Here is a 22,992-nt window from a genome sequence, read left to right as displayed (position 1 = left end):
GTCGGATCATCCAGCGGGCGCGCCTGGTGCGCGTCCGCTGGAGCCAGGCGTATCCCGGCAGTCCTGCTGTAGGACTGGTAGCGGCCGTGAGGTGGCGGCACCTCGTCACCTCGTTGAAGGAGGACTATCTGCTGTGATCGACTCCCCGCGACAACAACGTCAGCCCCCGGTGGTGGTGCAAGTCCGTGCTGAGGGTGCGTTGTTCACCCGCCCGGAACTACGGGTCGAACGGGTCACCTACCCGGTGATGACCCCGACTGCGGCGACCGGTGTGCTGGACGCCATCTTCTGGAAGCCGGAATTCCGATGGGTACCGGTGCGGATCGAGGTGCTTCGACCGATCAGGCAGTTCACCTTGCGCCGCAACGAAACCCATGACCTGCCCAGCCTCGCCGACGCGGTCGGCAACGGGCGGCGGGTCGACACGGTGGCCAGCCGCGATCAGCGAAGCGCATTGTGCCTGCGTGATGTCGAGTACCGCATCCACGCACAGGTGGAGTTACTCGCACACGCCGACAAGACCGATGCGGCGTATCGGGAGCAGTTCCGGCGGCGGGTCAACCGAGGAGCGTGTTTCCAGCAGCCGTTCATGGGAGCGAAAGAGTTCCCCGCTGACTTCTTCCCGCCGGACGACCGGGCGCCGATCGATGTCACCGAGGATCTGGGGATCATGCTGCACCGGATCCATTATGGACCGCCGGCCCGGTTCGACTGGTTCACCGCACGATTGGAGCGCGGCGTGCTGAACATCCCGGCACAGGGCATTGCAGGCAGTGTGCCATCGCCGTCCGGGGTGGTCTGATGTTGCTACGCCGATTGGTGGGCTACCGACGCCCCGTCGACGATGACGATGAGGAGAGGCATCGCCCGTACAGCCGCGTCCGCGTTGTCGGGTGGGAGCTGAACCTCGACGGGGACGGCAACTATACCGGCCTGGTACCCCTCGCTGACACTTCGCAGCGGTCGACGAAGTTCGGCCGACCGATCCTAGTTCCGAACGCGGGACGCACCTCGGGTATCGCGCCGACGATCGGCGTCGATGATGCGCAGTACGTCCTTGGCTGGGTCGATGACAAGTCGAAGCCCGAACGGGTCGCCGAGGCGCACCGGGCGTTTGTCGAGCTGTCCCGCCGATGGGCGCGGGAACACCCCGGCGACCGGGCGGCGCAAGCCCTGTCGGCGTTCTACGACCGTGGCACGCCACCCGCACCGCCGAGTGGCATGAAGTGGACCTCCCGTGATCTGGTGATCGTCGCCGTCGACGGCCGGCGTGTCACCGACTGCGACTCGGTGTGGGCCGTATGGGAAACAGTGGTCCAGGAGCGCAAGGGCGGTGCCGGGTCCGACGGCGGCGGACGACGCGGGCTGTGCCTGGTCTGCGGGCTGCCGGACCGACCGTTGCTGGGCCGGATGCCACAGGCGCTGCCGAAGGCGCTGATCCCTGGCGCCGATCAGGAGATCGCCCTGCTCTCGGCGAACAAACGCATCCACACCTACGACTTCGACGAGGGGCTCGCCGGGTCACCGATCTGTGTCGGCTGCGGCCAAGCAGCAGTGGCCAACCTGTACGCCATCCTGTCCGACGTTCGCGGCAACTTCGTCTACCCCCGTCAGCGCACCCGGATGGCGTGGTGGGTCAGCGACGGAGCCAGCAGCGACACCATCGCGATGCTCGACGGCACCCTCGATCGGATCAGCGAATACCTGCACTCGCTGGTCACCGGACAGCAGCGCCGCAGCCCTGGGCGGCATACCTTCTGCTCGGTGACGTTATCGGGCAACGTGGCGCGACTCGTGATCCACCACTGGATTGAAATGCCGCTCGACGACGCGGAACGCAACGTCAAGACATGGTTCGTCGATCACCAGATCGCTCCGCGTGGCCGGGACCAGCCGGTCGGGTACCCGATCTGGCTGCTCATCCGGTGCGCTGGGCAGTGGCTGCCGGACCGCTCCGAGCGCGGCGGCCGGTACATCCCGCTCACCGACAAGGCGGCCGATCGCCCCGACGACTTGGCCCGGATGCTGCTGCAGGCAGGCCTGCACGGTGAAGCCCTGCCGCCGCACGTGCTGGCGCACATGGTTCGCCGTGTTCGTACCGACCTGAAGATCGACGGTCCGCGCATCGCGCTGTTGCGGGTCGCGCTCACTCGTCATCCGCAACGAACAGGAGAAGGGCCCACGGCCGTGCTCGACGAGAAACAGGACCACCCCGCCTACCTCTGCGGCCGCCTCTTCGCGGTGCTCGAGTCGCTGCAGTACAGCGCCTACCCCAAGGATGAACAGCCCAACACCACGTTCTTCCACCGCTACTTCGCCGGCGCCGTGGCCAATCCGCGGGTCGCGCTGGTCCAGGGCCTGCAACTGTTCCCGGCCTGGATCAAGAAGCTGGACAGCACCGCCAGCACCCCCAGTACAGAACCAGGCGTCCGGGATCGGGCCGAGAAGGCCCGCCGTGCCGCCACCCGCTACCGGGTCCGAGTGCGCGAACTGCAGGACCGGCTCGACGCTCCGGTCGATCCGCTCGCCGACGCGCAGAGCCAGTCATGGTTCATCCTCGGCTATTTCCATCAGCAGGCCCACGACGTCCGCATGGCCAAGGCCGGCAAAGCTCCCGAAGTACCGGTTGACCAGATGCCCACCACCGACGCCGACGAACCGGCCGATGCCTCCAATGAAGGGAACGACGAGCAGTGAAGCCCGAGACGACCGATCCACGAGTCCGCCACGACGCGGTCATGTTCTTCGACGTCACCGACGGCAACCCCAACGGCGACCCCGACGGCGGCAACCGCCCCCGGATCGACGAGGCAACCGGCCACGGCCTGGTCACCGACGTCGCCATCAAACGCAAGATCCGTGACACCATCGGGCTCACCGCCGAACACCTGGGCTACCCCACCGACCGGTACCAGGTGTTCGTCGAGGCTGGCCACGCACTCAACACCCGCACCGCCGAGTCCTACACCGCCACCGGCATCGAACTGAAGTCGCGCAAGATCACGCCGGAACAGGCAGAGGCTGCACGACAGTGGATGAGCAGCCGATACGTCGACGTACGCCTCTTCGGCGCGGTGCTGTCCACCGGCGACACTAAAGCCCTGGGCCAGATCCGCGGCCCACTGCAGTTCGGCATGGCCCGCTCCATCGACCCCGTACTGCCGGTATCGCACGCCATCACCCGGGTCACCCAGACCCGACAAGCAGATATCGACAATGGTGAGCGGACGGAGATGGGCAGCAAATGGACGGTGCCCTACGGCCTGTACCGCGTCCAGTTCCACTACTCCGCGGCGATCGCCGCGAAGACCGGGGTCAGCGGTGAGGATCTGACCGCGCTGTACCGGACTCTGCAACTCATGCTCGACCACGACCGGACCGCAACCCGGGGCATCATGACCCTGCGCGGGCTCTACGTGTTCAGCCATGCTGACGCGTTCGGCAACGCCGCGGCCCAGCCCCTCCTCGAACGGGTACGGGTGCAGCGGCTGACCGGCGTCGAAAACCCGCGCGCCTTCACCGACTACAAGATCACCGAAGATGTCGATGCACTCCCGCCCGGGATCACCTTCGAAGCCCTGGCCGGCTGAGGAGCACGACCATGACCTGGTGGCCTGACGGGGACGACAACGCTGGCCGCATCCCGCTGTCAGCACTGGAACACTACGCCTACTGCCCCCGCCAGGCCGCCCTCATCCACGTCGAAGGCGTGTTCACCGACGACGTCAACACCGTTCGCGGCAACCTCGCCCACGAACGGGTCGACCGGCCCGGTGTCCGGGCGACCGCAGCGCCCGGATACCGGCAGCACTACGCCGTCCCAGTCTGGAGCGCCGCGCTCGGCGTGTACGGCCGATGCGACGTGGTGGAGATCGGCCACGGGCGGGCCGTGCCCGTCGAGCACAAAATTGGCCGGTATCAGCCCGGCGGGCCAGCCGACGTTCAGGTCGCCGCGCAGGCGCACTGCCTCCGCGAAATGCTCGACCTCGACGTCCCGCACGGAGAGGTCTTCACGCACGCCGACCGCCGCCGCCACCGCGTTGACCTCACCAGAGAACTGCTCGCCGCAGTGACCGACACCGTCACAGCACTGCGTGCCGTGCTCACCGCACCGAACCTTCCCAGACCCGTCGCCGACCGGCGGTGCCGTCGCTGCTCACTACTGGACGACTGCCTGCCTCACGCACTGGCCGGCCCGGTCGACCTCTACACACCCCGACCCCTCGGTGACTGGCATGCCTGAACTGATCAAGAACACCCTCTACGTGATGACCCCTGGCAGCAGCGTCCACCTCGACGCCGACGCCGTGCGGGTCTACCACCCCGACAACGGCGCCAAACGGCTCCCGCTCATCCGGATCGACCACGTCGTAGCATTCGGCGGTGTCACCGTGACCGACGACTTCCTGCACCGCTGCGCCGCCGACCAACGCTCGGTGACCTGGCTGTCCGGCAACGGCCGATTCCGGGCCCGCGTGATCGGACCGCAAGGCGGCAACCCGCTACTGCGGGTAGCCCAGCACGATGCGCTTCGCGACCACGAGCGCCGGCTCGACATCGCACGCGGCTTTGTCGCGGGCAAACTCCAGAACACCCGACAGGTGCTGCTCCGAGCCGCAGCCGACGCCAAAGGCACCCGGCAACAGGCACTCCGCACCGCCGCGAACGCCATCGCACTGGACCTGGGCGGACTACCACCGACCGACAACATCAACGTCGTGCTCGGCATCGAAGGCCAAGCCGCCAAACGATACGTCGGTATGTGGCGTCACCTCCTCACGGAACACTCCCAGGTCGGTGCACCGACGCACCGGGTCAGCCGGCCGCCCACCGACCCGGTCAACGCAGCGCTCTCCTTCGGCTACGGCATGCTGCGCATCGCGGTCCACGGCGCCCTCGAGCACGTCGGACTGGACCCCTACATCGGGTACCTGCACGGCATCCGACCCGGCAAGCCCGCGCTCGCGCTGGACCTGATGGAGGAAATGCGGCAACTCCTGGTCGACCGATTGGTGTTCACCGCCTTCAACCGCCGTCAACTCCTCCCGCAGCACTTCGTTGACCACCCCGGCAAAGCATGCGAACTCAACGACGACGGCAGACGCGCCTACCTCGCGCTATGGAGCGAAGCACGGTCACGCCCATGGCCACACCGACACCTCGGACGCGACCTCCCCGCCGCCGTGCTACCACTCATCCAGGCCCGGCTGCTCGCCCGGCACCTGCGCGGAGACACACCGCACTACATCCCATGGAGTCCGGCCTGATGGAGTACCTCGTCACCTACGACGTCGACACCACAACGCCAGCGGGCGCGCAGCGGCTCCGCCGCGTCGCGAAGATCTGCGAAGGTCACGGCATCAGGGTCCAGAAGTCGGTTTTCGAAGTAGCGTGCACCGCCGCGCAACTACCGGCACTACGCCAACTACTGTCCGATGTCATTGACCACACTGTCGACAACATCCGGATGTACCGCCTCACCACAGGCACCCTCCAAGCCGTCGAGCGACTCGGCGTCGCGCAACTCGCGCCACACCACGGCGATCACATCCTTTAAATGATCTAGGAACCTCGAGCGCGACGATCTTATGCGCTCGGTTCCTAGGGGCAGAACTGGGTGAAACGGACAATTTTTGCACGGAGATGATTGCCTGGCGATACGGCGATCCCCATTCTCACTGCTCGCAAAGCCCAGCGCCGACGGTCCGCCGCCGGCGAGGATCTCAACTGCATGCTGACCGTGAGCAGGTCGAACGCGGTCTTGGCCAGCGCCGACGGTCCGCCGCCGGCGAGGATCTCAACCCGGTGCTGAGCGCACAGGCAGTTGCAGGCGGCCTGCCAGCGCCGACGGTCCGCCGCCGGCGAGGATCTCAACCATCGGGCGATCCCGTCGGCGGGCTCCGCGGCGTGCTCCCAGCGCCGACGGTCCGCCGCCGGCGAGGATCTCAACGCTTCGTGCTCCCGGCCCCGGATGGCTACGGGAGCCAGCGCCGACGGTCCGCCGCCGGCGAGGATCTCAACCGCCGCGTCCACGAACACGCCCTGCACTGGTACCGGGGCCAGCGCCGACGGTCCGCCGCCGGCGAGGATCTCAACAACCTCGGCGCAGCTACGGGTCACGGTCCCGGCCGGCACCCGCGCCAGCGCCGACGGTCCGCCGCCGGCGAGGATCTCAACAACCTCGGCGCCCTCACCTACGTCGGCATGTCCTGGCCAGCGCCGACGGTCCGCCGCCGGCGAGGATCTCAACGGGTCGGGGCGTCGGGTCCTGGACGCGTGGATGGTGCCCAGCGCCGACGGTCCGCCGCCGGCGAGGATCTCAACCTCCCAGCTGGGCCGCCGCGCCTGTTCGCCGGTCTCCCAGCGCCGACGGTCCGCCGCCGGCGAGGATCTCAACAGGAACGCCATCTGGACGGTGTCGCCGGTCGGATCGACCAGCGCCGACGGTCCGCCGCCGGCGAGGATCTCAACATCGTCATGGACACCGTGCACGAGGAACTGCTCGTCCCAGCGCCGACGGTCCGCCGCCGGCGAGGATCTCAACGGGTTCGTCGCGGAGCCGGTGCCGGTCGCGGTCCGGCCAGCGCCGACGGTCCGCCGCCGGCGAGGATCTCAACGCGGCGTTGTCGTACGGACCGAACAGGCCCGTCGCGGCCAGCGCCGACGGTCCGCCGCCGGCGAGGATCTCAACCCCGAGGGGGGCGTCATGGTCAGCACCGGTGGGCAGCCAGCGCCGACGGTCCGCCGCCGGCGAGGATCTCAACAACAATTCGCATTGGTGCGCCTTGCGTCAGGGCCTGCCAGCGCCGACGGTCCGCCGCCGGCGAGGATCTCAACACCGACGCCGCGTTCCGGCTCGCGCACTACATGCGCGACCAGCGCCGACGGTCCGCCGCCGGCGAGGATCTCAACACGGCCGACGAGCAGCAGCGCGCACTCGACACCACCAGCGCCGACGGTCCGCCGCCGGCGAGGATCTCAACGGGCTGGTGATGGTGAGGATGCCTTGGGTGACGGACGCCCAGCGCCGACGGTCCGCCGCCGGCGAGGATCTCAACCACGACCCGGTCGAGGTCGTCGAGCCCGCCGAGGCCAGCGCCGACGGTCCGCCGCCGGCGAGGATCTCAACATCGCCGCGTTCCGCGAGCTCGGCGACGAGGCCGGCATCCAGCGCCGACGGTCCGCCGCCGGCGAGGATCTCAACGCCGACCTCAGCGAGCAGGGCCGCGAAGACGAGCTGTCCAGCGCCGACGGTCCGCCGCCGGCGAGGATCTCAACCGGTCGAACGGCTGGGAGGAGGTCGGCGGATCCGGCCAGCGCCGACGGTCCGCCGCCGGCGAGGATCTCAACTCCAGCGCACTGTTGCTCATCACCATCGGACCCCAACCAGCGCCGACGGTCCGCCGCCGGCGAGGATCTCAACCCGTCTTGAGCGCGACCGTGGCGTTCCACGTCGACCCAGCGCCGACGGTCCGCCGCCGGCGAGGATCTCAACACCGAATACATGCCGCTCGACGACGTCCGCCGCGCCGCCCCAGCGCCGACGGTCCGCCGCCGGCGAGGATCTCAACTGTTGGGGCGGCGGGGTGTCGCCCTGACACCCAAGACCAGCGCCGACGGTCCGCCGCCGGCGAGGATCTCAACAGCAGCATCTCGATCAGGCTGTCCGCCTCACGGCCCCAGCGCCGACGGTCCGCCGCCGGCGAGGATCTCAACCAGCAGGTCGGGCACGCCGAGCAGCGACGCCACGGAGGCCAGCGCCGACGGTCCGCCGCCGGCGAGGATCTCAACCTCTTTCTGTTCGGCGGCTGATGGTGTGCTGCGCGCCAGCGCCGACGGTCCGCCGCCGGCGAGGATCTCAACCCGAGACACCGCCGACACCGCCACCGCGGCCGACGCCCCAGCCCCGACGGTCCGCCGCCGGCGAGGATCTCAACTCGCGTAAAACTTCACGCGGGACTGGGTGGGGATGACCAGCGCCGACGGTCCGCCGCCGGCGAGGATCTCAACCGCAAGGAGTCGGTGATCCTCGACTCGATGATCTTCGACCAGCGCCGACGGTCCGCCGCCGGCGAGGATCTCAACCCTGACCAGGCCTCGGCCCGCTCGCGCGCCGCGTCGACCAGCGCCGACGGTCCGCCGCCGGCGAGGATCTCAACCGAATGCCACGTTCGGCAGCTCGGGTTCGGGGCCACGCCAGCGCCGACGGTCCGCCGCCGGCGAGGATCTCAACTACAACTTCCGCCGCGTCTTCACGCCCCGCGCGGCCCAGCGCCGACGGTCCGCCGCCGGCGAGGATCTCAACCGGGGTGGTAGGCCCGCGGCCTCGGCTCGATGCGCCCAGCGCCGACGGTCCGCCGCCGGCGAGGATCTCAACTTAATGCTCGATCGCGCGGTGCGGCACGAAACGGCGGCCAGCGCCGACGGTCCGCCGCCGGCGAGGATCTCAACTCGTCATCCCACGAGTAGCCGGGCATCTCCTGAACCAGCGCCGACGGTCCGCCGCCGGCGAGGATCTCAACGAGTGGTACTCGCGCTTCCAGTCGGTGTCTGGCCCAGCGCCGACGGTCCGCCGCCGGCGAGGATCTCAACAGGTCGGTGCGCAGCAGGAATTTCTGCCGCAGCCAACCAGCGCCGACGGTCCGCCGCCGGCGAGGATCTCAACTCCGCCAGGAAGTGCTCGAACTCAAGCTCCGGGTTCGTCCAGCGCCGACGGTCCGCCGCCGGCGAGGATCTCAACCCCGAGCAGTCGGCGACGGCGTTCACCCCGTCGTCCAGCGCCGACGGTCCGCCGCCGGCGAGGATCTCAACAGGACGGGGACACGGTGGGGGTTCAAGTCCCTCGCAGCCAGCGCCGACGGTCCGCCGCCGGCGAGGATCTCAACCCGGGAGGGGGCGTCATGGTCAGCACCGGTGGACGCCCAGCGCCGACGGTCCGCCGCCGGCGAGGATCTCAACCCCGCCCGGACACCTCGATGTTCTCCACGGACAGCCAGCGCCGACGGTCCGCCGCCGGCGAGGATCTCAACCGGATCCGGGGAAGCCGGATCCGGAGAAGCCGACACACCAGCGCCGACGGTCCGCCGCCGGCGAGGATCTCAACCTGATCGCCGCAGCGGTCGCCACCATGAACTACGCCCACCAGCGCCGACGGTCCGCCGCCGGCGAGGATCTCAACTCCGGTTCGTCGCACTCGTGCACGGGCGGCTTGCCGCCAGCGCCGACGGTCCGCCGCCGGCGAGGATCTCAACGCGGTGACGGCCTTCGCGAAGTCGACGGCGCCGGAGTCCAGCGCCGACGGTCCGCCGCCGGCGAGGATCTCAACTGCGGTTTCACCGGCGACCCTCCTAGAACGCGAGCAGCCAGCGCCGACGGTCCGCCGCCGGCGAGGATCTCAACAGCGGCTCCTTCCACGCGTCCGCCAGACGCTGCAGCTCCCAGCGCCGACGGTCCGCCGCCGGCGAGGATCTCAACGCGCTGGAGACGGCGCACATGAAGAACGCGTACTGGCCAGCGCCGACGGTCCGCCGCCGGCGAGGATCTCAACTTGGCGTTGGCCTGCACGTAGGCGCGGACCTCCTTGGCCCAGCGCCGACGGTCCGCCGCCGGCGAGGATCTCAACATCGTCGTCGGTCCAATCATGTGTTGTTCTAGCAACCCAGCGCCGACGGTCCGCCGCCGGCGAGGATCTCAACAAGCTTGCGGCCACCGGCAGCAGCCAGTTGTATAGGCCAGCGCCGACGGTCCGCCGCCGGCGAGGATCTCAACGGTTACGCCACCGAGCTGCGCTCCGAGGGGAAGTCGTCCAGCGCCGACGGTCCGCCGCCGGCGAGGATCTCAACAGCACGGGCAACCAGGCGCCCTACTTCCCGCTCCCCGCCAGCGCCGACGGTCCGCCGCCGGCGAGGATCTCAACCGGTCGTGGGACGCCGAGAGCCCGATTGCGACCAGCCAGCGCCGACGGTCCGCCGCCGGCGAGGATCTCAACACCGGCGTTGCGCCAGAACGATGAGGTCCACATGTGACCAGCGCCGACGGTCCGCCGCCGGCGAGGATCTCAACCTCGCCGCGCGGTACGCGGAGAAGCTCGTCGAGGACCAGCGCCGACGGTCCGCCGCCGGCGAGGATCTCAACAGGTGGTAGTCGGCCAGGATGCTGGTAATGGCGTCGGCCAGCGCCGACGGTCCGCCGCCGGCGAGGATCTCAACCAGAAGAAAGCCAGGAGCAACTTCGCCGAGTTGATCGTCCAGCGCCGACGGTCCGCCGCCGGCGAGGATCTCAACGTCGACGGCACCGGCGCCACGGACGGCGAGCCGTACGAGCCAGCGCCGACGGTCCGCCGCCGGCGAGGATCTCAACACCCAGTACGGGGCGTGTACGTCGGTGCGGGACATGCCAGCGCCGACGGTCCGCCGCCGGCGAGGATCTCAACTTGCCGGGTTCGAACGTTGGGCAAGTCAGCCCAGCGCCAGCGCCGACGGTCCGCCGCCGGCGAGGATCTCAACATCGAGGGCGTGACCGCGATGGGCGTCGCGGCGGAGCCAGCGCCGACGGTCCGCCGCCGGCGAGGATCTCAACCAGGTGCGCCGAATGGTGTAGGCGCCGCTGATGTACCAGCGCCGACGGTCCGCCGCCGGCGAGGATCTCAACTGGCGCGACACCGAGGGGCGACGCGGCCCGACCCTCGACCCAGCGCCGACGGTCCGCCGCCGGCGAGGATCTCAACAACATGGTCACCGACCAGGACGGCATCGTCGTCCCCTCCCAGCGCCGACGGTCCGCCGCCGGCGAGGATCTCAACCGCAAGGAGTCGACGATCCTCGACACGCTCATCTTCGCCAGCGCCGACGGTCCGCCGCCGGCGAGGATCTCAACGCGCTGCTCACCTCACCGACCGGCACCGTCAACGTCGTCCAGCGCCGACGGTCCGCCGCCGGCGAGGATCTCAACGCCGCCCAGAAGGCGCGCCTGCTCGGGTCCTAGGCCGCCAGCGCCGACGGTCCGCCGCCGGCGAGGATCTCAACTCGACGAGCCGGGCGTTCGCTGCGGTGAGCCTCGCGACCAGCGCCGACGGTCCGCCGCCGGCGAGGATCTCAACCGATGACGGTCACGCCCATGCCGGCGCAGATCGACCAGCGCCGAAGGTCCGCCGCCGGCGAGGATCTCAACTTCGCGCGCATGAGGAGCCACCTTGAGCACCTACGCCTCCAGCGCCGACGGTCCGCCGCCGGCGAGGATCTCAACACCTGCCTGCTGTCGCTGCTGCTCCTGCTGGTCAAGCCAGCGCCGACGGTCCGCCGCCGGCGAGGATCTCAACACCGAGATCCTCGACGCCTGCCCGCTGCCCGGCACGCAACCAGCGCCGACGGTCCGCCGCCAGCGAGGATCTCAACTTCTCCTCGGCGTCCGAGCTGGCCACGATCACGAACCAGCGCCGACGGTCCGCCGCCGGCGAGGATCTCAACAACGGCGGGTGAACGCGTGGCTCGGTGGCGATCGCCCAGCGCCGACGGTCCGCCGCCGGCGAGGATCTCAACTGCGAGGGGGTACGGCTGAAACCCCCACCCAACAACCCCAGCGCCGACGGTCCGCCGCCGGCGAGGATCTCAACTTGCTTGCCTCGTCCTGATCGGCTTGCAGGTCGCCGCCAGCGCCGACGGTCCGCCGCCGGCGAGGATCTCAACGCCGAACTGCTGCCGCCCGCGACCGACTGAGGACCAGCGCCGACGGTCCGCCGCCGGCGAGGATCTCAACACGTTCGGATCGGGGCAGCCGCATGACGGCAGGTACCAGCGCCGACGGTCCGCCGCCGGCGAGGATCTCAACCACACGACGACCCGGGTGTCGGCGGCGATCGAGTGGCCAGCGCCGACGGTCCGCCGCCGGCGAGGATCTCAACAGGTCCTCGATGCCCATCGCCTGCTGGTACTGGACGGCCAGCGCCGACGGTCCGCCGCCGGCGAGGATCTCAACCGACGGAGACCGACGCCGCGGCGGCGACCACGCTGGCCCAGCGCCGACGGTCCGCCGCCGGCGAGGATCTCAACTGGATCGCGGCCGGGGCCTTGCCGGCGTCCCCTCGGGCCAGCGCCGACGGTCCGCCGCCGGCGAGGATCTCAACCTCTCCGTGATGGGACCTGGGTGTCGTGCGAGGCCGTCCAGCGCCGACGGTCTGCCGCCGGCGAGGATCTCAACTTGACCGCCCCTACGGTCACCTTCTTGATCACGCCGCCCAGCGCCGACGGTCCGCCGCCGGCGAGGATCTCAACCCGTGCTAGACACCGAAGTCCGCACATACGATCCAGCCAGCGCCGACGGTCCGCCGCCGGCGAGGATCTCAACAGGAACCGGCCCGACTCGACCGGCCCGATGTAGCGGGCCCAGCGCCGACGGTCCGCCGCCGGCGAGGATCTCAACCTCGCGGACGATGGCGTCGAAGTCGCCGCGGCTGATCCCAGCGCCGACGGTCCGCCGCCGGCGAGGATCTCAACATCTCCGACCTCGTCCTGACCGGCAAGCTGCGGTCCAGCCAGCGCCGACGGTCCGCCGCCGGCGAGGATCTCAACCCGCAGGTCCAGAGTGGTCAACGCGAAGTTGAGCCCAGCGCCGACGGTCCGCCGCCGGCGAGGATCTCAACCGGGTCGTCAACGACCGGGGCGTCGACGACAATGCCAGCGCCGACGGTCCGGCGCCGGCGAGGATCTCAACCCTGAGCTCGTCGAGGATGGCGTACTCGTTGGCCACACCAGCGCCGACGGTCCGCCGCCGGCGAGGATCTCAACGGTGTGCTGTCGCGCGGCCTGCTGCGTCCGCTCGTGTCCAGCGCCGACGGTCCGCCGCCGGCGAGGATCTCAACGCCTATCGGCTCGCCATGGTGTGGATCGTCACCGCGGCCAGCGCCGACGGTCCGCCGCCGGCGAGGATCTCAACGCCGAGCACCAGGACCGGCTCGCAACCGCAGCACAACGACCAGCGCCGACGGTCCGCCGCCGGCGAGGATCTCAACATCGCGGACGGCTGGTACGTCTACCCGGCCCTGGCCCCAGCGCCGACGGTCCGCCGCCGGCGAGGATCTCAACACGGACCTGGTGACCGTGAACGTCTGCGGGCGCCGGCCAGCGCCGACGGTCCGCCGGCGAGGATCTCAACAGCTGGGAGGACTTCGGGCCCGACAGCAGCGATGAGATCCAGCGCCGACGGTCCGCCGCCGGCGAGGATCTCAACTGGCGGCGCATCACCCAGCCGCTGGACGTGCCGCCCGCGCCGACGGTCCGCCGCCGGCGAGGATCTCAACCCGTCCTCCAGCGCCTGGTTGATGTCGGCCTGAGCCAGCGCCGACGGTCCGCCGCCGGCGAGGATCTCAACGGGTCGATCAGCAGTAGCCGGACCTGCGCCGGGGTGGTGCCAGCGCCGACGGTCCGCCGCCGGCGAGGATCTCAACAGCACCCACTCGTCGGTGTCCGCGTCGTGGTCGAGGGTCCAGCGCCGACGGTCCGCCGCCGGCGAGGATCTCAACACCTTGCCGGCGTGGATCTCAACGAGCGGTCAGGGCCGCACGAACGGTGACCAGACGCAGCCAGCGCCGACGGTCCGCCGCCGGCGAGGATCTCAACACCGCGGCCGAGCTGGTCATCGCCGACTGGAAGCCCAGCGCCGAGGGCCCGCCGCCGGCGAGGATCTCAACACCTCGATCGTCGAGCGCAACACCTGGCCGGAGTGGCCGCCAGCGCCGACGGTCCGCCGCCGGCGAGATCTCAACAGCATCGAACGCGGAATTGTGGACGCTCACGTAATTGACCCGGGGTCGGCTCACGTTATTGGTCCGGTCCTCTCAGCCTCGAGCCGCGGAAGTGATTACGATCCGCACTCGATCGCTGTGATCTTGTAGCTTCAGGGTGGCAGCCGTCTTGCGTGGTGGAGGCAGCGAGTATGGGAACGTTCGGGACTGGTCCGTTCTCCAGCGATGGGGCCATGGACTTCCTGTCGCAACTTGCCGAGCGGCCTCCTGAGCGGCGGGCGGCAGCGTTGGAGCACATGTTTGTGTTCGTGAAGGAAAAGCCCGACCTGCTCTGGCGGGAGTTCTTCCCGGACGAAGTTGTGGCAGCAGCGGCGGTCGTTGCGGCGAGTCTGCCCGGCGGGCATCAGTTCGACGAGAGCCTGCTAGCGTTGGAGGATGATCTTTCTCGCGACGTTCGGCTGACCGCGCCCGCACCGGAGTTGGCGGCTGTCGCGCTTGAGGTTCTGCTGTTCGTTGCTGGTCCTCAAGGCCCTTGGCAGCAGGGTTGGACGACCGATACCGACGCCGCTGAGGCGCGCGACACGATTGCTGTGTTGTCGCAGGTGCTGGGCGGCGGGTCGGGCGACCTTGAAATCAACTGAGACGAGGTCGTTGTGTCGGACGGGTTTGTAACGGTTGTTCTGTCGAGTTTGTGCTGGCTAGAAGTCCGGTCGCCCGGGTAGAGGGGCGGCTCGGTCCGTATCGGGTGTCCATTCGTCGATGTCGTCTGGCCACGGCGCGGGGTGGCCGAGGTCGTCCCAGAAGCCGGTTTCGGCGCCGGTGGCGAGCGACGCGGCGTTGAGTGCCTCGCGTTCGGCTCGGGCGGGAAACTCGGGGCGGTGTGCCGGGTCGGCCATGGTCTCTCCGGGGGGAAGCGCGTCGACTGCCGTGGTGTTTTGGTCGGCTATTTGCTGGTGGACGAGGCCTTCGGTCGCTTGTTCGGCCGGTAGGAGGGGCCGTTCATGAAGACTTGGTGGCTGGTGTTGATGAGCCGGTCGAGCAGTGATTCAGCGACGACGGGGTTGGGGAACAGCGGATACCAGTCCTGGGGTGCGCGGTTGGCGGTGATGGCGTTGGAGCGGCCTTCGGCGATGCGTTGGGAGATCAGTTCGTAGAGGTCGTCGGCTTGGCCGGGGGTGAACTCGCGCATCGCGAAGTCGTCGAGGATGAGCAGGTCGGCTTTGACGTGTGCGGCGAGGCGTTTGTCGAAGGTGCGGTCGGCGTGCCCGCCGGCGAGGTCGGCGAGGATGCGGCTGGTTTTGTGGAAGCGGACCTCGGCGCCGGCGCGGATGGCGAGGTGTCCCATGGCCTGGGCGACATGGGTCTTCCCGACGCCGACGGCGCCGTAGAGGATGATCGATTCTCCGGCTTGGAGCCAGCGCAGGGCGGCGAGGTCGCGGATCTGGGCGGCGGGGAGTTTCGTGTTGGTGGAGAAGTCGAAGCCTTCGAGGGTGGTTTCGGTGTCGAAGTGGGCCCGGCGCAGCCGGCGGCTCATGGCGGTCTGCTCGCGGCGGGTGATCTCGTCGTCGCAGAGGATCTGCAGGAACTCCAGGTAGCCGAGGTCGCCGCCTTGGGCCTGGGCGAGGCGGGCGTCGAGGGTTTCGAGCATCCCGGACAGTTTCAGTGCGCGGAGGCTGTCGGACAGTGCGGGGCGCAGGATCGTCATCGTGTCGTCTCGGCCTTCATCTGGGCGTTCGTCGGTTCGGTCGGGGTGGGCCGGGGGGTGAGCTGGGCGCGGCTCATGACGCGGCGTCTTGCGGCTCGTCGTCACCGGCGTGGTCACGACGGTCGGACTCGGCCGCGTTCGTCGTGCCGGCCGTAATCACGGCGACCGCGGTCGGGCCGGGGAACGCAATGATGTCGGCGAACAGGCCGGCGGGGCCGTGCAGGAACGCGGGTGCGCCGGCGTCGCCGGTGGACCGGTCGTGTTCGATGTCCTCGAGGCCGGCGGCCAGGATGTTGCGGATGGTGCGGTAGGACGGGTCGCCGGCCGCGGTGGCCTTGCGGCAGGCCGCCTCGAGGCGGGTATCGGAGTACTTGCCCGCCAGGTTGAGGATCGCCTGCGCTGAACGCAGTCGGTGCAGCGCTTGGCCTTCGAGGAGTTCGGTGATGGCTGCGGCGGTCGCGGGTCCGGTCTGCTCGGCCCGGTCGCGGCACCACTGTGGGGTGCGCAGGTGGAAAGCGATCTTCTCCGGTGGGTAGTCCGCGACGTCCGTGATCCGGCCCCGGTCCTTGCGGACGTGTGTTTTGGCCAGTTCGCCGTGGTGGAAGATCTGCACCATCGTCGCGGTGGCGCGGATGTCGACGAGCTGCCCGATCAGCTTCCACGGCACCGAGTAGAGCGCTTTGCCGGACTTGACGTGGACGTCCGGGGCGACCCTGGCCCGCGACCATTCGGCCAGGGTGAATGCCGTGGCCGGCAATGGAGTCAGCGTCCCCGCCTCGGCCTCGTCGAACACTTCCGCAGGGGTGCGCCCGTCCAGACCACGGTGCTTGCGTTGCCCGGCGACCTCACGGCACCAGTGCAGCGCCGAGGCCTGCATCTCGACCAGGGACGTGAACTCGCGGCCCTTCCACCAGGAGTCACGGATATACGGCATCTGCCGTTCGACCCTGGGCTTGTCCTTGGGTTTGCGGACCCGCGCCGGGTCGACCAGGACGCCGTAGTGCGCCGCGAGCTCGGCATAGGCCCGGTTCAGCTGCGGGTCGTAGAGGTCTGGCTTGTCCACCCCGGTCTTCAGGTTGTCCGGCACCAACCGGGCAGGGCAACCGCCGAAGAACGCGAACGCCTCGACATGACTGGCTGTCCACGACGCCTGGTCCATGCTGATCACCGGCCGCACGAACATGTGCCGGGAGTGCGACAACACCATGACGAACGCCCAGATCCGCTGCGAACGTCCGGTGCGCGGGTCCGTCCAGGAACCCAGCATCCCGTAGTCGATCTGCCCTTCCAGCCCCGGATCGGGGTCGGCGCGCAGCACCGTCACCTTCTCACGCACCGCGTCCTCGGCCAGATTCGCCGCGACATAACGCTTGAACGACGCCACCGAAGCTGAAACACCGTGCTCGTCGCGCAGCCGCTGATGGATCGTCGCCTTGGTGACCCCCGCCCGCAGCATCTCCACGATGTAGTCGCGGTGCTTGTCGAAGTCCGGCCAGGTCACCTGCCGCAGCCGGGTATCAGTCAGGTGCGGGAACCACTGCTTGACCAGCGGCGCCCAATCCGCCTGCGTCATCGGCGGCGTCCCGCCAGGCACGAACCCCGCCGCGATCGCCGGCTCGAAATACCGCCGGATCGTTCCGCGAGCCACGCCCAACGAGCCCGCAACATCGTGCTGAGACCGGCCCGCATACCAGTGCGCCAGGATCTCGGTTATATCGATCACGTGGAACGTCCTCCTCGCCATCCGCTCCCCAGCCACCAGGGCCGTCGGACGATGATCATGAACGAGGAAGAGAAAGGATCTTGAAAACTACAGCCGAACGCTCGTCAGATCCTTCGCGAACATCACGAGCGACTGACCAGGCACGACGAGCGCCGGCTGGGTCAATTACGTGAGCGAATCAGACCCCGACGGGAACATTCCATGAGCGCTGACAGAATCCCAACGTTAAAGAACCAGCGCCCGCGAGGATCTCAACAACACCGACGGCACCATGACCGCCCGGCTCGTCCAGCGACCAGCGCCGAACGGTCAGCCGCTGGCGAGGATCTCAACCTGACTGTCGCAGCAGAGGGCTTCGGCGGCAAGCTGCGGAAACGTTCGCCAGTAGAGATTGAATGTCGGTACCCGATGCCGACGAAATGGCCGCTCGTGGAGTACGTCGTGGAGCTTGCAGACCGGGTCAGCGTTGATCGGGTCGGCTTCCGACTCCGTCTTAGACAGGTGCCAGATGCCGTCGTAGCGAAGGCGACATCCGCTTCGCTCCGTGGGTCGCGGGCGTCGCATTCCGCGTCGATGCCATCGCGCTGGAAGGCGTCGGTGAGTAAATGGTTGAAGGCATGCCCCCGTTTTGGACCCCGTGATTCCGCTGGCCAATGCACGCAGGTTGACGTATCGCTGGACCAGATCGTGGCCAGCAGCCGCGTTAGTCAACTGTGCCGCCAGCTGCCTTGAGGCGAACGCTCCGGCCTCCCGCCGCCGAGCCAACCCGCGTCGAGACTGTCTTTGTCGAGTCAGCGGGGATCGGCATGGGTGGGACGACTGCTGTGATCAGCGCGAGGCGAACTTCTCGAAGGACATCGCTTGGTTGTCGCAGCACGTAGTGCGCCATCGAGTCCTGGATTTCTGGAAAGTTGCCGATTCGCTTGAACAGGAAATGCCTCTCGATGGTGGTCCGAGCTCTCCGGATCATCTCGCTGCTGTTGGTGGGGTGGTCGCCCGGGTTCGGAGTTCAGCGGATTTGGCGGCCCGGCGAGCCCTGGCTCTGCGCGGGGGCGCAAGCCTAATTCGAGAAGCAATAGGTCTATCGATGTTCAGTGGCACGCGGACGTCCGTGCGGACGCCGATGGGCTACAGGTGCCGCCCCGCAGCGCTGGACGAGGAGCGACATTCCTCCAACGCTCGCCGTGGTCAAGCCCTCGCGGGTCAATTCTGCTCGCAGCGGAAGGCTCGTGCAGTTCGGATTCAGGGTGGTTGTGCTGTCGCGGGGCTGTGACACCGGCTGCGCGGATGGAGGACGCTGCTCCTCGGTCCAGCGTTCTGCAGCACCCGCTGCGCCGACCGGTCCGGGCGGCGATGCTGCGGCTGCTCGCCAACATCCCTGAACTGCTGGTCCGGCAACCGGTCACCGACCGGGCCAGCAGAACGGGGATCGACGTCATCCTGCCCTTTCTCGCCGAGGCGAACATCCCGATCGAGCACACCCTGACGTTCGCCCCGGATACCGGCGTCCTGCTCGCCAGCTCCTACCGGGTCACCAGCCCGCCGGCCAGCACCGGGCCAGCACAGCGAGACACGTACATCGCGTTGCGGGCGTCGTTCGACAACACGTACCGGCTGTACCTCACCAGCACGTACACGCCCACGAGTAATGCCCCGCCAGCCGGATGCGTCCCCGTGACCAGCACCCGAGCCGGATAGCACAGCGGCGCGACCGCCCTTACTAGCGCATTCCGAAGACCGGCACCCTCGTCCCGAGCAGCGATAGCAATGCACCCGCGACCGTCACCGGCAAGCGCAGGACACCGTCGTTCCGCCCGATCTCCGCTCTGATCACTGCTCGCATACCTGTTGGGAGACTCGAACATGTCCGTCGCCACCCGCGTAGGCTTCTGGGCCACCGCCGCGGCGCTCGGCATCGCCACAACGCTCGTCCCCCCGGCCCGCATCGCGTCTCCGACCGCACACAGCACGACAGACCCGAGGCCAGCAGCCGAGCGCGGCGCGGCCACGAACCTGCCGGGGTCACCTGCGGGGGTCACAGCGCAGGGCTTGCTCATCAGCATCGCGCAGCACGCGCAGCCGACCGCCAGCGACCAGCAGACTGGGACCTCAAGCTGCCTGCACCTGATCCGCTGGGACCGCTACCCCGGCCGTCCTGTCATCGAGACCGAGTCGATCCGGCACGTCAACCCGGACGGTTCCGGCGTGCTCTACCAGCAGACCAACGCGCCCCAGCCCACCGCGGCCACCACGACGCGCTTCGCCGCAGGTGAGCTGCACAGCCCGATCGACGAGCCGATCCCGACTGACCCGGTCCGGCTCAACGACGCCGTCACCACGGCCACCCCGCCCGGCAGCGGCTCAACCGCCGTCGTTGCTGTCCTGCTCGACCTGACCAGCATCCGCACCCTCAACCTCGCCGAACGCGTCGCCGTCATCCGGGTCCTGGCGATGCTGCCCGGCGTCGAGCTCATCGCGTGGGTGCCCGGCCGTGGTACCGGCGTCGGGTTGCAGCTCCGGTTCTCCGACGGCCGCGGCGACCCGATCGACGTGATCACCGACCAGGACACCGGCGAAATCCTCGGCTACCGGCTCGAGGGACCAGCCGCGCTGCAGTCCAGCACCACCACGCTGATCCTGCGCCGGAACCGGTGCGACTGCCCGCCACCGTCGCGGGTCATGTTCGTCAGTGCGGTACGTCGCAGCGGCTTCCCGCCGTCCGCCGGGTGCGGCATCCCGTCCGGCGTGCCGACCTTCCGCCCGGCCGGCGCGTACGAAGGAGCACGCGCATGACGACCGGTGCGGGGCCTCACTGGAACGTCAGCATCAACTTTGCCGGACTGCTCGCCGAGATCGATGAGGACGGACCGGCTGCCGCTGTCCTGGCAGGGGTCCTTCGCGGGCTCGACCCGGCCACCGAGCTGCCGGACGAGCAGGTCATCGAGGCGGCGATGCTGTACTCCCGCCTCGTCGAACCGACTCCGGACCTGGTGCCAGACGAGGTCGCCTGGGCCGAGTACGCGGACCGGGCGGCGCGCGCACGCTACGGGCGCGAGCTGATCCAGATCCACCTTGACCACGGCGACATCGATGCGCACCTGATCCAGCGGATGGAACTGGCCGAGCAGCTTCATGCCCAGGGCTGCTGCGACGAGGCGGTGCGGCAGGCCGAGGCGACGTGGCGGGACTGGATCAACCGTTACGACCCGACCGGCCCCGAATTGCGGTGGATCATGCTGCAGTTCGTCAGCATGATCATCGCCTGCCACCGGATCGATGAAGCCCAAGCTCTGCGGAGTTTCGCCAAATTCGAGCTGCCGACCAGCGAAGATCCGATCAAAGCTGGCTACGACGCGTTCATCGTTACGGTGCCCGCCATGCTGGTCCATCATCGACCGGTCTGCGCCCGCCAGAACTCCACGGCAACGGCCGCGTCCGGACTGCGCGGGGTGTGCTGATGGGCCGCGCCCGCCGCCCCGTGCGGCTGCAGCTGACCGGCCGCCGCCCCCTGATCCGCGCTGAGCGCTTGATCGGCGACGGCCGTGCGGCCGAGGCCGCACGGCTGATGGTGAAGACCTACCTGCGCGGCCACAACCCGCAGACCGCAGCACCGGACGAGGACCGCATCGACGCGGTCGGCTGGTACGTGCAGGCGATCGACGCCGACCCCGCAGCCGTCCCGGACCCCCTCGCATGGTCCCGCTGGGCCCGCACCGCCGCCCATCGCCTGCACGCCGCGCACCCTGACCTGGACCTGCTGCAGAGCACCGTGGACACGCTCAACCATGCGCTGCTGCGAGCCGGCCAGCACGAGGAAGCCATCCTGGTGCGCCGCGAGTCGATCCAGATCGCCGCCGCGCGACGCGATACCGCCGGCGCCCAAAAGCGGCACGCATACCTCGCCTCGGACCTGCATGCGATCGGCCGGTGCGACGAAGCCGCCGACGAAGGTCTCACCGCACTCGAACCGATCTTCGCCGCCGACCCGCCAGCCACGCTGCACGACATCAGCGCCGCCGTCGGGATCTTCATGAGCCTGGAGTCATGCCACCGCCACGACGCCGCAACCCAGCTCGCGGCGCGGCTCGGCCGGCACCCGATCGGCCTGGCCCTCGCGGCAACCTTCGCGTTCGAACCGGAGAACGACGACCTGCTCACCGTCCTGTCACCCGCCTTCCAAACGCACACCGCACAGCACCACCACGGCGAACCCTGCGCACAGCAGGACTGCCCGCTCGCGCACGACGGCGCGGTCGGCGTCAGGTTCTACAGCGCCGCCCTGTCCGGCTACCACCCGGCAACCGCCGACCCTGACGTCGCGTTGATCAGGGTCGCGTCCCGCTTCGTGCTGTTCCCCGACACCGACCAGCAGGACACGGCCGACACGGCGGCGTGGGCCGAATACGCCCACCGCGCCACACTCACCCATCCCGCCAGCAGCACCGAGGACATCACCGTAGCCACGAAGCTCGCCCTCGCCGTCGCCGACCGGCACGTCGACCGGCAGGCTGGGATCGACGCGAGCCGCGCCGCGGTCACCGCGCTCACCGGCCGCGCCGACGTCGGCGCAGTGACCAACGCACGGCTGGAACTGGCGCAGCGGCTGCACCGCGCAGGGCGCTGCGACGACGCGCTCGCCGAAGCCGCCGCCGCGCTCACCGCCTACGACGCGGTCAGCACCAGCCGCGACGCCACCGGCGTCACGCACTACTTCACCGTGGCCGCCATGTTCGACGGCTGCCACCGCCACGACGACATCGACACGCTCGGCCTCAGCGCTCCGTTCGACGGCGCGTACTTCAACGACCAGCCCGACGTCGTGACCGACTGGCTCGTGACCTTCGAAGAGTCGCGGCTGTCGATGCTCGAACACGCTCGCACGTTCCACGCCGACACGTCCTGCGCCCACGAGGAGTGCGCGAAGCGCCTGACCGCCGCAGCCGACATCCCGCACCAACGCGCCCTGCACCACATCCTGTACCTGTACGAGGCGCACCGGTTCGACGACGCCGTGGCAGCGACCCGGCAGCACCTCGCCCGGCACGATCCCGAGACCAGCCCACCCTCACAGGGCCTCGCCCAGATCGCACTCTGCCACCTCACCAACGCCGTCGAACACTTCCCGGACCAACGGGACGAGACCGTCCTACCGTGGGGCCGCTACGCCCGACGCGCCGCCGACGTCCTCGACCCCGACCGGGGCAACGGCTGGGCCGCCCTGACCTCCATGTTCGTGCGGGCCGCCACGCTGTACGGCGCGTACACCGAGGCGATCGAGGCCGCAGCCGAGGCCAGCGAGCACTGCACCGACCGCGGCGACATCCCCGCCACGCTCACCGCCCAGTTCGAGTACGCCAACACGGTGCACGCCGCCGGGCACTGCGCCGAAGCCCGCCAGCACGCCACCGCAGCCTGGCACGACACCCTGGAACACCTCGATCCAGCCGACCCGGACCAGCGGCTCACCGGGTTGCTCGCCGGCATCAACCTGATGCATCTCCTGGGGGACTGCCACCAGCACGAGGACGCCGCCGCCACGTTCGCACGTGCCGTCACCACCTACGGCACCCACAACACCAACCCCGAGGCCGACGCCGACGCCCGCGAGCAGCGCTGGCAGCGCGCCAACCGCGACCTCATCCACCGCAGCGACCACCACCGCACCACCTACCACGCCACCGACCCCTGCCGTGACCAGCACGAACACATCGACGTCCCCATCGCCGTGGCGATCAGCGGCATCCCCGCCCACACCGCCGACTTCGCCGCCTTCGCCGCCGTCCAGGACACACCATGACCCATCCAACCCCAGACCACTCTGCCGGG

13 protein-coding genes, 1 pseudogene and 1 CRISPR repeat array are annotated in these 22,992 nt (G+C 69.2%); of the genes and pseudogenes, 11 read left to right on the top strand and 3 right to left on the bottom strand.

What is annotated here, in order from left to right:
- Window positions 1–133: 133 nt before the first annotated feature.
- From cas5c to AB0I21_RS49120, 7 genes are all read left to right on the top strand, one after another.
- Window positions 134–802 (top strand): type I-C CRISPR-associated protein Cas5c, encoded by a 669-nt coding sequence (gene cas5c, locus AB0I21_RS49150; RefSeq protein WP_360571658.1) that lies wholly within the window; start codon window positions 134–136, stop codon window positions 800–802.
- Window positions 802–2,697 (top strand): type I-C CRISPR-associated protein Cas8c/Csd1, encoded by a 1,896-nt coding sequence (locus tag AB0I21_RS49145; protein WP_360571656.1) that lies wholly within the window; start codon window positions 802–804, stop codon window positions 2,695–2,697. The genes cas5c and AB0I21_RS49145 overlap by 1 nt, the downstream gene beginning before the upstream one ends.
- A complete protein-coding gene (cas7c, locus tag AB0I21_RS49140; protein WP_360571654.1) occupies window positions 2,694–3,590 on the top strand; it encodes a type I-C CRISPR-associated protein Cas7/Csd2 in 897 nt (298 codons plus the stop codon). Before AB0I21_RS49145 ends, cas7c begins: the two co-directional genes overlap by 4 nt.
- Before the next feature lie 11 nt (window positions 3,591–3,601).
- Complete coding sequence (gene cas4, locus AB0I21_RS49135) at window positions 3,602–4,243, top strand: CRISPR-associated protein Cas4 (protein WP_360571652.1); 642 nt, start codon at window positions 3,602–3,604, stop codon at window positions 4,241–4,243.
- On the top strand, window positions 4,236–5,267 hold the full coding sequence (gene cas1c / locus AB0I21_RS49130; RefSeq protein WP_360571650.1) for a type I-C CRISPR-associated endonuclease Cas1c: 1,032 nt from the start codon (window positions 4,236–4,238) through the stop codon (window positions 5,265–5,267). The genes cas4 and cas1c overlap by 8 nt, the downstream gene beginning before the upstream one ends.
- Window positions 5,267–5,557, top strand: coding sequence for a CRISPR-associated endonuclease Cas2 (cas2, locus tag AB0I21_RS49125; protein WP_360571648.1), 291 nt, complete (start codon window positions 5,267–5,269; stop codon window positions 5,555–5,557). The genes cas1c and cas2 overlap by 1 nt, the downstream gene beginning before the upstream one ends.
- Before the next feature lie 134 nt (window positions 5,558–5,691).
- Window positions 5,692–13,760: direct repeats of the CRISPR family, unit length 37 nt; unit sequence CCAGCGCCGACGGTCCGCCGCCGGCGAGGATCTCAAC.
- A gap of 169 nt (window positions 13,761–13,929) precedes the next feature.
- Window positions 13,930–14,379 (top strand): DUF4259 domain-containing protein, encoded by a 450-nt coding sequence (locus tag AB0I21_RS49120; protein ID WP_360571646.1) that lies wholly within the window; start codon window positions 13,930–13,932, stop codon window positions 14,377–14,379.
- 57 nt (window positions 14,380–14,436) lie between these two features.
- Here the strand turns inward: AB0I21_RS49120 and AB0I21_RS49115 are convergent, their stop codons facing one another.
- The 3 genes and pseudogenes from AB0I21_RS49115 to istA form a co-directional block, all read right to left on the bottom strand.
- Window positions 14,437–14,634: a hypothetical protein gene (locus tag AB0I21_RS49115; RefSeq protein WP_360571645.1), complete on the bottom strand. Its 198-nt coding sequence runs from the start codon at window positions 14,632–14,634 to the stop codon at window positions 14,437–14,439.
- Between the two features lie 47 nt (window positions 14,635–14,681).
- Complete coding sequence (gene istB / locus AB0I21_RS49110; protein WP_360571643.1) at window positions 14,682–15,443, bottom strand: IS21-like element helper ATPase IstB; 762 nt, start codon at window positions 15,441–15,443, stop codon at window positions 14,682–14,684.
- 211 nt (window positions 15,444–15,654) lie between these two features.
- Window positions 15,655–17,166 (bottom strand): annotated as a pseudogene (gene istA / locus AB0I21_RS49105) (IS21 family transposase); the annotation flags it as partial.
- 1,287 nt (window positions 17,167–18,453) lie between these two features.
- Between istA and AB0I21_RS49100 the strand changes: the two are divergent.
- The 4 genes from AB0I21_RS49100 (at window position 18,454) to AB0I21_RS49085 (ending at window position 22,963) form a co-directional block, all read left to right on the top strand.
- Window positions 18,454–18,864 carry a hypothetical protein gene (locus AB0I21_RS49100; protein ID WP_360571641.1) on the top strand — a complete coding sequence of 137 codons (411 nt, stop codon included), beginning with the start codon at window positions 18,454–18,456 and terminating at the stop codon, window positions 18,862–18,864.
- Window positions 18,865–19,215: 351 nt separating this feature from the next.
- Window positions 19,216–19,959, top strand: coding sequence for a hypothetical protein (locus AB0I21_RS49095; protein WP_360571639.1), 744 nt, complete (start codon window positions 19,216–19,218; stop codon window positions 19,957–19,959).
- Window positions 19,956–20,624, top strand: a complete 669-nt coding sequence (locus AB0I21_RS49090; RefSeq protein ID WP_360571637.1) for a hypothetical protein — start codon at window positions 19,956–19,958, stop codon at window positions 20,622–20,624. The genes AB0I21_RS49095 and AB0I21_RS49090 overlap by 4 nt, the downstream gene beginning before the upstream one ends.
- Complete coding sequence (locus AB0I21_RS49085; RefSeq protein ID WP_360571635.1) at window positions 20,624–22,963, top strand: hypothetical protein; 2,340 nt, start codon at window positions 20,624–20,626, stop codon at window positions 22,961–22,963. The genes AB0I21_RS49090 and AB0I21_RS49085 overlap by 1 nt, the downstream gene beginning before the upstream one ends.
- The last annotated feature ends 29 nt before the right edge of the window (window positions 22,964–22,992 follow it).

The sequence above is a fragment of the Dactylosporangium sp. NPDC050588 genome, assembly GCF_040654975.1.
Classification (GTDB): Bacteria; Actinomycetota; Actinomycetes; order Mycobacteriales; family Micromonosporaceae; genus Dactylosporangium; species Dactylosporangium maewongense.
The sequence above is the reverse complement of the archived record's forward strand: the minus strand, read 5'-3'. Positions and strand labels throughout refer to the sequence as shown.